Consider the following 12,628-nt stretch of genomic DNA (forward strand, 5'->3'; position numbering starts at 1 on the left):
CTCTTAAGGTGGTTATTGCGGCGGGGCTCACCTCTTCCCATCCCGAACAGAGTAGTTAAGCCCGCCTGCGCAGATGGTACTGCAGTTATGTGGGAGAGTATGTCGTCGCCTTTCTTTAAAGAATCCTCATCATTTATTTGATGAGGATTTTTTTTGCGTAAAATAACTTTTATTGTCAAAAAGGTGGATAGGTTCACTTAAACCCAGATTGATTTACTTTTTCATGCCATTTGGCGAATCTTGAAAGTTCAATAATTTTATCGGTTGTTTTCTCAAAGATATTTCTCAAATCTTGAGCTAAATCGTATACTTTTTCGATATCAGGATATAATTCAAATAATAAAGCGGCACGGTCCATTTGGTTTTACTCACATTTTTATTAAAATATTGTCTTCGTGATGTGCTTCGCAGTTGTGACCATTTAGATTTTTTTTATATAAAAAATAACGGCTTCGGGCTAGTAATTGCTTAAGAGTATCTCCATTAGTTAACACTGTAGATTTATATTTTTTATTGGCTTTTTTAGCTTTTTCTATAGTATTATTTTCCTTATCTATTGCTTGCCAACGGTATTTAATTCTGATTTCCTGTAAAGCTTGAAAGGCTAATTTTTGAATATGGAAGCGGTCGGTTACCTGTGTCGCATTAGGAAAACACTTCTTGGCTATCAATCCCATATTTGCTGCCATGTCCAGTGTAATCTCTGTGACTTGATTGCGCAGTTTGAGAGGGATTGCTTCAATAAAGAAATTACACGTTCAGCTTTAGTTCCAGTAATAACGGCAACTATGGTTCTTTTCTTTCGTTTGCCTGCTTTATTGGTTGCAATAGTATAGAGTTCACCATTGGAGAGTGAAGTTTTATATATCGATAAACGTTTGTCTATGTTTTTTGGAAAAATAAGCCATTGTTTGGCGTGCGATAGTTGATTCCAAGTTTTGAAATCACTTAATAAATCCTTTGTATTGATGTTGCAGTTTTTTACCCGTAACTTCATAAAAAGAGGCAATAGCATTGCAATCATTAGGCTTAGAATCTATTAATTTCTTTTAAAAAAACGCAAACTCTTGTGTTACATGAGTTGTGTCTGACACTAAATTCCAATCTTTAAAAACGACTTCTCCTGTATCCTCATTAAGCCATCTTCTTCGGGTGATGTGTAGGTATACCTGATGTCCGCGAATTGGGAAATTCTAAACGGTTATCTCGTCAAAGAATCCCTTGGAACTTAATTTACAGTGTCGATATTCTTTTGAAATCGAATTGATCTCTTTTAAATAAAGATGAAGTATTTCTTCTCCTTTTTGACAAGAATTAAGTTCAAAGTATCCACTATTATCTCGGGTAACAATAACTTGAGAAGTTCTCCAAATGAATCTTGCATTGCTATATAATTTTTGAATACATAAATAGACATTTTAATTTTTCTCCACAAGTTTTAGACTTTATACCTCTAAATGGCGATCTAAAAGGTTTTATTTTAGCATTGAAAGATTCAGTCAAGCCATTTGTGCTTTCTGTTATCAAAATAGTTCAATTAGATCTCTAAAAACGACTTGTCTAGTATCCTCATTAAGGCATTTTTTCTGGTGATGTGCGCGTGTATACCTGATGTCCGCAAATTGGGAAATCTTGAACGGTTATCTCATCAAAGATTCCTTTTGAACTTAATTTGTGTAGACGATATTCTTTGGGAATCGAATTGACCTCTTTTAAATAAAGAAGAAGTAGTTATTGTCCTTTTTTGTATGAGGTTAATTCGAAGGAATCAACAATAATTTCCGGTAACCTTTAGGCTTGATTTATAATCAGGTAATTACATTATACAGATTTATCTTATCATTGTATTCTTCCATGAAAAAAAATAGTTTAAAGTAGGCAATTTAGTTAAAGTTTCATTAAATTTTAATTCTCTCTTTCGAAATAAATACTTACTTTTAATCTTTAAATTATTAATCGTTTATTTATAACTAATAACAATAAAATTCATTTTATGAAAAATAAATTACTTTTATTTTTACTATTTCATTTGTTATTGGGTAATAAATTAAGTGCGAAAAATTTGGTTGATGTTGTGAATTCTTATAATGTTAATTTAGAATTAGTAACAACGATAGTTTCTTCAGATACAATAAAAAAATATAAGAAAACATCGAAGTTTTTAAGAACAATCGCTCTTTTATCTCCTCCTTCTACAACTGCAGGTAGTACTTGTGGAGATGGTATTAACCCAGTACAAGTTAATGTTTATGCCTTCGGTAATAATAATTCTGAAACTATTGAGTGGTTCATATCTCAAACATCAGTAAGTCCTATATATATCGGTACTGTGTACAGTCCAAGTATTATTACAACTAAAACATATTACGTGCGTAGTCGATCTGGAAGTGATGTTAGTACACGTATACCAGTTGTTGCTTCAGTATACTTCGCACCTCCAGCAGTTACTTTGACAGCTTCGCCAGCTAATAATACTACAAATCCATTGTGTTTAGGAACGTCTGTTACTTTTACAGCCTCTGGTGGAGCTGATTTATTTGAGTTCTCTGTTGACGGTGTTGTAATGCAGGCTATGTCAACAAGCAAAATTTTTACAACTAGTGTTTTAACTGATGGACAAGTTGTAAGAGTGAGAACTAGATATGCGGTAGTTATGGATGGAGTTATTACTGAAAAGACTTGGGGGACTGGAGTTTTAGAGGATAATTTTCTTTCAGCACCCTTGTCAGCTAATGCTTCGAATGGGTATGTTAACTCATTAAAAATTAGTGCTTCGGAGGATAAATTGGTTTTTGGTGTTGCGGGTAAAGTTTCAAATAATAGAAGTTTATTATTGTTTCTTGACACAAAACCAGGCGGTTTTAGTTTGTCAAATTATGGCGATGAAGCAGATTTGGACCCATTAGTTAGATCCTTTAATCTTTTTAATACTAATCCGAGTATATTTGATTCCTATTTTCAAGCCGACTATTGTCTAGTTATTTCTACAGATAGAGGAGAGACTAATTATTATGCAAATGTTATAGAATTAAAAACTGGAACTTCTATTAAAACCTATTTAGGAAGTGCTGCGACAGGATTTCCATCATCCATAATGGGTGTTAATAAAAATAATATTGGTATTAATGATTACAATCTAGGTTTTGAAGTTGAAGTTTTAAAATCACTCATTGGTTATACAACCGGGGATATTAAGTTTTTTGCATTCACTATGAATGATAAAGAAGATGGTAGCCAAACAGTTACTAATTCTTTTTTAAGTCCAGAAAGAACTAGTAATTTAGATTATGGAATAGGTTCAGTAGATTATAATTTAAAAGATCCAAATCCAGTTGTAGTTTCTTCAGCTGCATTAACACCTTGTTATTCCGAGGCAAATGTTATGATGAATTTTGTTTCTGTTCCAACGGGCAGTGTTACTCAGCCTACATGTTCTATACAATCGGGTACTATAGTTATAGATTCACAACCAGGAGTGGAATATAGTATAGATGGTTTAGCTTATAAAAATTCTAATGTATTTTCAGGTTTAGCGCCGGATAATTATACTTTGTATGTTAGAAAAACTACTGATAATACTTGTGTAACTTCATCAACGTCAGCCTTAACAATTAATGCGATTCCAATAACTCCATCTCAGCCAATATTAAGTAGTGTAACACAACCAACTTGTAGTAGTGCAACAGGAAGTTTTACAATAACTAATTATAATGCTTCATTTACTTATGCAGCAAGTCCGTCAGCAGGTGTTACAATTTCAGGAAATACAGTAACTGCTCCTTTTGGAAATTATACAGTGACTGCTATTTTAGGGGTATGTACTTCAATACCTTCAGGAAGTAATACTGTAAATGCACAACCGATTACTCCATCTCAGCCAACATTAAGTAGTGTAACACAACCAAATTGTAGTAATGCTACAGGAAGTTTTATAATAACTAATTATAATGGCTCTTATACTTATTCGGTAAATCCATCATTAGGAGTTTCAATTTCTGGCAATACCGTAAATGCTCCTTTTGGAACCTATACCGTAACTGCTACTTTAGGGGTATGCAGTTCTACTTCAGTAAGTAATACTGTAAATGCGCAGCCTGTTACTCCATCTCAACCAACATTAAGTAGTGTAACACAGCCAACATGTAGTAATGCAACAGGAAGTTTTTCAATAACTAATTATAATGCGTCTTATACTTATGCAGCAAGTCCGTCAGCAGGTGTTACAATTTCAGGAAATACAGTAACTGCTCCTTTTGGAAATTATATAGTGACTGCTAGTTTAGGGGCATGTACTTCAACACCTTCAGGAAGTAATACTGTAAATGCACAACCTATTACTCCATCTCAGCCAGCATTGAGTAGTGTAACACAACCAACTTGTAGTAGTGCAACAGGAAGTTTTACAATAACTAATTATAACGGTTCTTATACTTATTCGGTAAATCCATCATTAGGAGTTTCAATTTCAGGAAATACCGTAACTGCTCCTTTTGGAACCTATACCATAACTGCTACTTTAGGGGTATGTAGTTCTACTTCAGTAAGTAGTACTGTAAATGCGCCGCCAATTACTCCCTCTCAGCCAACATTAAGTAGTGTAACACACCCAACATGCAGTATTGCAACAGGAAGTTTTACAATAACTAATTATAATGCGTCATATACTTATGCAGTAAGTCCGTCAGCAGGTGTTACAATTTCAGGGAATACAGTAACTGCTCCTTTTGGAAATTATACATTGACTGCTAGTTTAGGGGTGTGTACTTCAACTCCTTCAGGAAGTAATACTGTAAATGCTCAACCAAGTATTCCTACTCAGCCAACATTAAGTAGTGTAACACAACCAACTTGTAGTAGTGCAACAGGAAGTTTTACAATAACTAATTATAATGTTTCTTATACTTATTCGGTAAGTCCATCATTAGGAGTTTCAGTTTCTGGAAATACCGTAACTGCTCTTGGAGGTGACTATACAGTAACCGCTACTATAGGTTTATGTACGTTGTCAACAAGTGTAACGATCAATACACAACCGATCACTCCATCTCAGCCAACATTAAGTAGTGTTACACAACCAACATGTAGTAGTGCAACAGGAAGTTTTACAATAACTAATTATAATGCCTCTTATACTTATGCAGCAAGTCCGTCAGTTGGTGTTATAATTTCAGCAAATACTGTAACTGCACCTTTTGGAAATTATACAGTGACTGCTAGTTTAGGGGTATGTACTTCAACTCCTTCAGGAAGTAATACTGTAAATGCACAACCAAGTATTCCTACTCAGCCAACATTAAGTAGTGTGATACAGCCAACATGTAGTAGTGAAATAGGAAATTTTATAATAACTAATTATAATGTTTCTTATACTTATTCGGTAAGTCCATCATTAGGAGTTTCAATTTCTGGAAATAGCGTAATTGCTCCATCTGGAAACTATACAGTAACCGCTACTTTAGGTTTATGTAAAGCCAATACAGAAGTAATTATAAACCCTATTCCTCCACAAATTCAATTCGAAATTTCAGGAGACTGTGAGTCTAAAGATTATGTTTTAACAGCTAGTGCAATAGCAGGTTCTTATAATTCTAATAATGTTGATTATCAATGGAAAGATAGTACAGGTGCGCCTGTTGGGACTAATTCTAATATTTTAAATGTATCAGAAGTAATTGTATCTTCACCTGGACAAGAAGTATTTCCCGTAAAGTATTCATTGACTATAAAATCAACTGCGACTGGTTGTGAAACAACAAATATTGCGGCAGTGGAATCTATTTATTGTAATATACAAAAAGGAATTTCTCCAGATGGCAATGGTTCAAATGATTACTTCGATTTAAGAGTATTAGATGTTAAAAAACTAGAGATATTTAATAGGTATGGGATTAAGGTATATAGTCAGTCTAATTATACAGATCAATGGAAGGGTCAGACAGATAAAGGAGATGAGTTGCCAAGCGCAACCTATTACTATGTGATAGAATTTAATAATGGAGAAATAAAAACAGGTTGGATTTATCTAATCAGAGAAAAATAGTAAATTAATTATATTTATTAGTCTTTGAAATTTTCCATAGACTGCTAAACCGAAAAATACATAGATATGAACAAATTATTTTTGACGTCTATTCTAGTTCTTATTGCCTTAATGGATATGAAAGCGCAACAAAATTCACATTATACTCAATATATGTACAATATGAATGTTATTAATCCAGCCTACGCGGGTACAAAAGAAAATATCTCTTTTGGTCTGTTATACAGAAAACAGTGGGTAAATATTGAAGATGCTCCGACTTCTTTTACTTTTGCAGGGCATACTCCTGCAGGTAATAATGTAGGTCTTGGTTTGTCATTCATTTCAGATAAAATAGGACCGGTGACAGAACAAAATGTTTATGGAGATTTTTCGTACACATTAAAATTAAATGATACACACAGATTAGCCTTAGGTTTAAAGGCAGGTGTGTCATTCCATAAGGTCGGACTTAGGGAAATTCAGTCTAGTTTGCCGGATCCTTCAGAAGGTATATTTGGAGAAGATATCAATGATTCTTCTTTGAATATGGGTGCAGGGGCTTTTTATTATACAGATAAATATTATGTGTCCTTGTCAGTACCCAATATTTTAAAATCGGCGCATTTAGATTATAATGGAAGAGAATATGGTTCCGATATATCCCATTATTTTTTAACTGCGGGATATGTATTCGATATCAATTATGAATTGAAATTCAAACCTTCCTTCATGTTGAAATCAGCATTTAATGTTTCTCCTTCTTTGGATGTTTCTGCAAACTTTTTGTACTTAGAGAAATTTGAATTGGGTGCAACATATAGATTAGAAGACAGTTTTGGAGGAATGGTAAATTTTGCAATTACACCCGAATTGAGAATAGGTTATGCCTATGACCACATTGTCTCAGATTTGAAAGTGACGTCGCCATCTTCGCATGAATTCATATTGTTATATGATTTATTTGTTCCTAAAAAAGTATCTCGTTCCTCAAGATTTTTCTAATATTTAATTTTATAATTAATGAAAAAATATACTATACTATTGTTTTTTGTTTTAGTTAGCATTTCACTAGCAGCGCAAAATAGAGATACTAAAAAGGCGGATAAATTATTTGAAAGTTACGAATATGTTCAAGCGATTAAGGAATATTTAGCTTTAGTTGAAAGAGGAAAGGGGGATGTTTATGTTTATAAACATTTGGCGGATAGTTATTATAATAGGCTTGATACTGCTGAAGCTGAAAAATGGTATTTAGAAACCTTGAAGTTTAAACAAGATGCCGAAACGTATTATCGATATGCTCAGGTGCTTAAGTCAAACGGAAAATATGCAGAATCTGATGTGCAAATGAAAATATTTTCGACTCTATTACCTAATGATGAAAGAACTAAGGAATTCAATCAAAATCCCGATTATCTTGCAAGATTGAAGAATAAAGTACAACTATTTGAACTAAAAAAAATAAATATTAATTCTAAAAAATCTGATTTTGGAGCAGCACTTTACAATAATATCCTCTATTTTGCAAGTGCAAGAAATGCAAGTGGTAAAATTTATGGATGGAACGACGAACCATTTTTAGATCTTTATCAATCGATTTATAAAGAGAGAGATGGAAGTTATTCGGAACCAACTGCAATTTCAGCATTAAATACAGTTTTTCATGAAGGCCCTTTAACGATGACAAAAGATGGAAATACTATTTATTTTTCAAGTGAAAGTTTTAATGAGAAGTTATTCAAAAAAGATAAACCCAAAAAATTAAAATACGGTCAGGTAAGTTTATTTAAAGCAGTTAAAGAAAACGGAAAATGGGCTGCGGTTACACCGCTTCCATTTAATAGTAAAAGTTATTCTACTGGAAATCCATCTATTGACAAAGATGGAAAATTTCTTTATTTTGCTTCAAATATGCCTGGTTCAATTGGAGGAACTGACTTATGGAAAGTAACCGTAAATTCAGATGGAAGTTTTGGGATACCAGAAAACATGGGTGATGCAATTAATACTGCTGGTGACGAGAATTTCCCTTTTGTAACAGATGACGCTGTTCTGTATTTTTCTTCAAATGGTCTAACGGGATTTGGCGGCTTAGATGTTTTTTCTGTAGATTTAAATAAAATTGGTACACCTAATAACCAGGGGGCGCCAATTAATACAGAAAAGGATGATTTTGCTTTTACGTTTAACAAAGAAAAAAACATAGGATATTTATCCAGTAATAGGTCTGGTATAGATCATATTTATAGCGTACTTCCCGTTTGTAATGGACAGATTCAAGCAATAGTAAAAAACGCAAAAAACAATATTATTTTAGTCGATTCTAAAGTAATTATTTTGGATGGAAACAATAATATTTTAGACACTAAAATGTCTAATAACAAAGGGGAAGTGTCATTTGAGATTGATTGTCAAAAACCATATGTCTTAGAAGTTCACAAAGATGGATTTGTTACTAAATCATTTCCAGTAACTAAAATCGAAAAAGAAATGTTGAGTATAGAGGCTGCAATAGATCCAATTGGAGTTACAGTAACGGAAAAAGAAATTATCTTGAAACCCATTTATTTCGAATACAATAAAAGTCATATAACCAAACAAGGAGCTGCAGAACTGGATAAATTAGTTTATATAATGTCACAAAATAATGAGCTGGTTATTTATGTTAAGTCTCATACTGATTCTAGGGGGAGTGATAAATATAATTTAGATCTTTCCGAAAGAAGAGCTAAGTCTACTATCCAATATATTGTTTCAAAAGGAATTAATAGGGATAAAATATCAGGAAAAGGCTTTGGAGAGTCGCAACCAAAAGTACTTTGTAAGCATAAATGTACTAATGAAGAACATGTTTTAAACAGACGCTCAGAGTTTATGATTATAAAATAAAATAATTAGAATTATAACAAAAAAAGAGGATGTTCAAGTGAATATCCTCTTTTTTTGTTGTTGTGAAATTTCCGTAGATTTTTAACCATGAATAGTTTCGTTTTTACCATAATTGGTAATGATAGATGTTTCAAATTCTATCCAAGCTGCCCAACGTTTATCAACATCAATATTATCAGCATATTTTCGTGCGAAGCCCAGAAAAGTAGTGTAGTGACCAGCTTCTGAAATCATGAGGTCTCGATAAAAGGTAGCCAGTTCGGGATCTTTTATATTTTCGGATAGTACTTTAAAGCGTTCACAACTTCTGGCTTCAATCATAGCAGAAAATAGCAATCGATCACAAAGGGCATCTCTTCGACTTCCATCTTTTTTCATGAATTTGAAAAGTTCATTTACATAATGGTCTTTTCTCTCTCGACCTAAAGTTAAGCCTTTGCTTTTTATTAAATTATGAACCAATTGTAAATGGTCTAATTCTTCTTTAGCAATAATCAACATTTCGGTGACTAATTCCTCTAATTCTGAATTGTAAGTAACTAAACTTATTGCGTTTGATGCTGCTTTTTGTTCGCACCAAGCGTGATCAGTCAAAATTTCTTCAATATTTGATTCGACTATATTTACCCAACGTGGGTCTGTGGCTAATTTTAATCCTAACATTTTATTGGAATTTATTTAGAGCAAAATTAGTGTTTTCTTACTGATTTTTATTCGAAATGATGGGATTGCGACCAAAATAGCATTATTTTGCAAATATAATTTTATGTAAATATGAATCAAGTTCAAAAACTTTTAATTATTGGTTTTGTTTGGCCAGAGCCCAATTCGTCAGCAGCAGGAGGAAGGATGATCCAATTAATTTCGCTTTTTAAAAGGCAAGGTTTTAATATTACGTTTGCTAGTCCAGCTCAAGACAGTGATTTTATGGTCGATTTAGAAAGTTTGGGGGTTGATAAAAAATCAATTGATCTAAATAATTATAGTTTTGATGTTTTTATAAAAGAACTGAACCCTGAGATTGTTTTATTTGATCGGTTTATGATGGAAGAACAATTTGGCTGGCGTGTTGCCGAAAATTGTCCAAATGCATTACGACTGTTAGATACAGAGGATTTACATTGTTTACGTTTAGCACGACAAAAAGCATTCAAGGAAAAACGGTCTTTTAATGCAACTGATTTGTTTCTTGAAGACGTTGCAAAACGAGAGGTCGCAAGTATTTTACGAAGTGATCTTTCTCTGATGATTTCGGAGTTTGAAATAGAATTGTTGGAATCTGTATTTAAAATCGATAAAGGGTTATTCTACTATTTACCTTTCTTATTGGAGCCCATTAATAGTATTGAAATGCTAAAATTACCCTCATTTGAAGAACGAAAAAACTTTATTTTTATCGGAAATTTTCTTCATGAACCTAATTGGAATGCCGTTCAGTACTTAAAAGAGACGATTTGGCCTTTGATTAGAAAACTATTACCGGAAGCTGTTTTGCATATTTACGGAGCATATCCGTCGCAAAAAGTAGTGCAATTACATAATGTCAAAGAAGGCTTTTTCATTAAGGGTCGTGCGAATGACGCTCGTGAAGTTGTGAAAAATGCACGAGTTGTCTTGGCTCCTTTACGTTTTGGTGCCGGAATAAAAGGGAAATTATTGGAAGCGATGCAGTGCGGAACACCAAGTGTTACGACAAATATTGGTGGTGAATCAATGCACGGTGATTTACCTTGGAATGGTTTTGTTACCGATGATATAACTGATTTTACAGATAAGGCAGTACAATTGTATCAAGACAAAAATATTTGGATTAAAGCCCAACAAAACGGAATCACAATTATCAATCAACGGTATTTGAGAGGATTATTCGAGGATGATTTTGTAAAAGTAGTGATGATATTGCAAGCCGATTTGCAAAAACATCGGTTAAATAACTTTATAGGGTCGATGTTGCAACATCATACTTTAAAAAGCACAAAATATATGTCCCTATGGATTGAAGCAAAGAATAAATAAAAAATCCCGTCAAGTTTTTAAACAAGACGGGATATGTATTTTAAAGATCAAGTTATTAGGCAAGCATCGTAACTGGATTTTCTATAAATTGTTTCAACGTTTGTAAAAATTGAGCTCCTGTAGCACCATCTATTGTCCTGTGATCGCAAGCTAAAGATAACATCATTGTATTTCCTACTACAATCTGTCCATTTTTCACCACTGGTTTTTCTACAATAGCTCCTACTGAAAGGATTGCAGAGTTAGGCTGGTTTATGATTGAGTTGAACTCTGTAATACCAAACATTCCAAGATTAGAAACTGTAAAAGTACTTCCTTCCATTTCTGTAGGTAATAATTTTTTGTTTTTAGCTCTTCCTGCAAGATCTCTTACGTTTCCGCCAATTTGAGATAAACTCATGGCATCTGTAAATCGTAATACTGGGACTACTAGTCCGTCTTCAACAGCTACGGCAACTCCAATATTCACGTGATGGTTGATGATGATAACATCTTCTTTCCACTGAGAATTTATTTTCGGATGTTTTTTCAGTGCTAATGCACAGGCTTTTATCACCATATCGTTAAATGATACTTTTGTATCAGGAACGCTGTTAATGATAACTCTTGATTTCATTGCTTCATCCATAGTTACCTCTATTACTAAGTTGTAATGTGGAGCTGTAAATAAAGATTCTGCTAAACGTTTAGCAATGATTTTTCGCATTTGCGAATTCTTGATTTCTTCTGTAAAAACTTCTCCTGCTGGAACAAACGGTTTTGCTGCAGCAACAGTTTCTGTTTTGGCTGGTGCAGCAGTTGCAGCAGCAGTTTTAGGTGTGAAGTTTTCAATATCGCTTTTTACGATACGACCGTTTTCACCTGAACCTTTCACTTGGGACAATTGAATTCCTTTGTCACTTGCAATTTTCTTTGCCAATGGAGATGCTAAAATTCGTTGTCCATCAGTTGATGCTTCTTGTGCAATTGGCTCTGCTGTTTTTTCAGCTGGTGCTGATTTTGCCTCTTCTGTTGCAGCAGCTTGTGGAGCTCCTCCAGTTTTATAATTTTCAGCAATACCGCTAATGTCAGTTCCTTCAGGTCCAATGATGGCTAAAAGACTGTCAACAGGTGCCGTATTTCCTTCTTGAATTCCGATGTATAATAAAGTTCCTTCGTTGAAAGATTCAAATTCCATTGTTGCTTTATCCGTTTCGATTTCAGCTAGAATATCACCTTCGGTAATTTTTTCACCTACTTTTTTCAACCAAGTAGCTACGGTACCTTCGGTCATTGTATCGCTCAAACGAGGCATAGTAACTACGATTACTCCTTGTGGTAAAGAAGCGGGAGTTGCAGGTGCTGTAGTTGTTTCTTCTTTTTTAACTTCGGTAGCAGTTGCAGTTTCTGTAGCTGCAGGTTTAGCTTCTTCAGTTGCAGGAGCGGCTTTTCCAGCTATTAAAGCTGAAACATCTTCACCTTCATTTCCTATGATTGCTAGGAGAGAATCTACAGGTGCAGTTTCTCCTTCTGGGATACCAATATATAAAAGAGTTCCTTCATTGAAAGACTCAAATTCCATTGTTGCTTTATCAGTTTCAATTTCTGCAAGGATATCACCTTCAACGATTTTATCACCTACTTTTTTTAGCCAGGCCGCTACCGTTCCTTCCGTCATTGTATCGCTCAAACGAGGCATTGTTATTATTGTTGCCATAATTG

The 12,628-nt window shown here is 33.8% G+C and carries 10 protein-coding genes and 1 rRNA gene; 5 read left to right on the forward strand and 6 right to left on the reverse strand.

Annotation, left to right across the window (positions count from 1 at the left end; all coding sequences use genetic code 11):
• The first annotated feature begins 4 nt into the window (after window positions 1–4).
• Window positions 5–114, forward strand: a 5S ribosomal RNA gene (gene rrf / locus ACM55G_RS04800).
• Between the two features lie 79 nt (window positions 115–193).
• On the opposite strand, the gene ACM55G_RS04805 is transcribed toward rrf, so the two are convergent.
• The 4 genes from ACM55G_RS04805 to ACM55G_RS14920 are packed head-to-tail and all read right to left on the reverse strand — an operon-like array spanning window position 194 to window position 1,184.
• The gene (locus tag ACM55G_RS04805; protein ID WP_416842785.1) at window positions 194–358 is read right to left on the reverse strand and encodes a hypothetical protein; all 165 of its coding nucleotides are present in this window, start codon (window positions 356–358) and stop codon (window positions 194–196) included.
• Between the two features lie 10 nt (window positions 359–368).
• The gene (locus ACM55G_RS04810; protein WP_416842787.1) at window positions 369–689 is read right to left on the reverse strand and encodes a transposase; all 321 of its coding nucleotides are present in this window, start codon (window positions 687–689) and stop codon (window positions 369–371) included.
• Window positions 668–1,024: a hypothetical protein gene (locus tag ACM55G_RS04815; protein WP_416842788.1), complete on the reverse strand. Its 357-nt coding sequence runs from the start codon at window positions 1,022–1,024 to the stop codon at window positions 668–670. The genes ACM55G_RS04810 and ACM55G_RS04815 overlap by 22 nt, the downstream gene beginning before the upstream one ends.
• 25 nt (window positions 1,025–1,049) lie before the next feature.
• A complete protein-coding gene (locus ACM55G_RS14920) occupies window positions 1,050–1,184 on the reverse strand; it encodes an ISAon1 family transposase N-terminal region protein (RefSeq protein WP_465245444.1) in 135 nt (44 codons plus the stop codon).
• Between the two features lie 809 nt (window positions 1,185–1,993).
• Between ACM55G_RS14920 and ACM55G_RS04820 the strand changes: the two genes are divergently transcribed.
• From ACM55G_RS04820 to ACM55G_RS04830, 3 genes are all read left to right on the forward strand, one after another.
• On the forward strand, window positions 1,994–6,040 hold the full coding sequence (locus ACM55G_RS04820) for a T9SS type B sorting domain-containing protein (RefSeq protein ID WP_416842789.1): 4,047 nt from the start codon (window positions 1,994–1,996) through the stop codon (window positions 6,038–6,040).
• Between the two features lie 66 nt (window positions 6,041–6,106).
• Window positions 6,107–7,024: a PorP/SprF family type IX secretion system membrane protein gene (locus tag ACM55G_RS04825; protein WP_416842790.1), complete on the forward strand. Its 918-nt coding sequence runs from the start codon at window positions 6,107–6,109 to the stop codon at window positions 7,022–7,024.
• Window positions 7,025–7,042: 18 nt separating this feature from the next.
• Window positions 7,043–8,911, forward strand: a complete 1,869-nt coding sequence (locus ACM55G_RS04830) for an OmpA family protein (RefSeq protein ID WP_416842791.1) — start codon at window positions 7,043–7,045, stop codon at window positions 8,909–8,911.
• Window positions 8,912–8,992: 81 nt separating this feature from the next.
• Here the strand turns inward: ACM55G_RS04830 and ACM55G_RS04835 are convergent, their stop codons facing one another.
• Window positions 8,993–9,574: a MiaE family protein gene (locus ACM55G_RS04835; RefSeq protein WP_416842792.1), complete on the reverse strand. Its 582-nt coding sequence runs from the start codon at window positions 9,572–9,574 to the stop codon at window positions 8,993–8,995.
• Between the two features lie 111 nt (window positions 9,575–9,685).
• On the opposite strand from ACM55G_RS04835, the gene ACM55G_RS04840 reads away from it, so the two are divergent.
• Complete coding sequence (locus ACM55G_RS04840) at window positions 9,686–10,927, forward strand: glycosyltransferase (RefSeq protein ID WP_416842793.1); 1,242 nt, start codon at window positions 9,686–9,688, stop codon at window positions 10,925–10,927.
• Window positions 10,928–10,982: 55 nt separating this feature from the next.
• On the opposite strand, the gene ACM55G_RS04845 is transcribed toward ACM55G_RS04840, so the two are convergent.
• On the reverse strand, window positions 10,983–12,623 hold the full coding sequence (locus ACM55G_RS04845; protein WP_416842794.1) for a pyruvate dehydrogenase complex dihydrolipoamide acetyltransferase: 1,641 nt from the start codon (window positions 12,621–12,623) through the stop codon (window positions 10,983–10,985).
• Window positions 12,624–12,628 lie beyond the last annotated feature (5 nt).

Source organism: Flavobacterium algoriphilum, from assembly GCF_048158655.1.
In the GTDB taxonomy this organism is placed as follows: Bacteria; Bacteroidota; Bacteroidia; order Flavobacteriales; family Flavobacteriaceae; genus Flavobacterium; species Flavobacterium algoriphilum.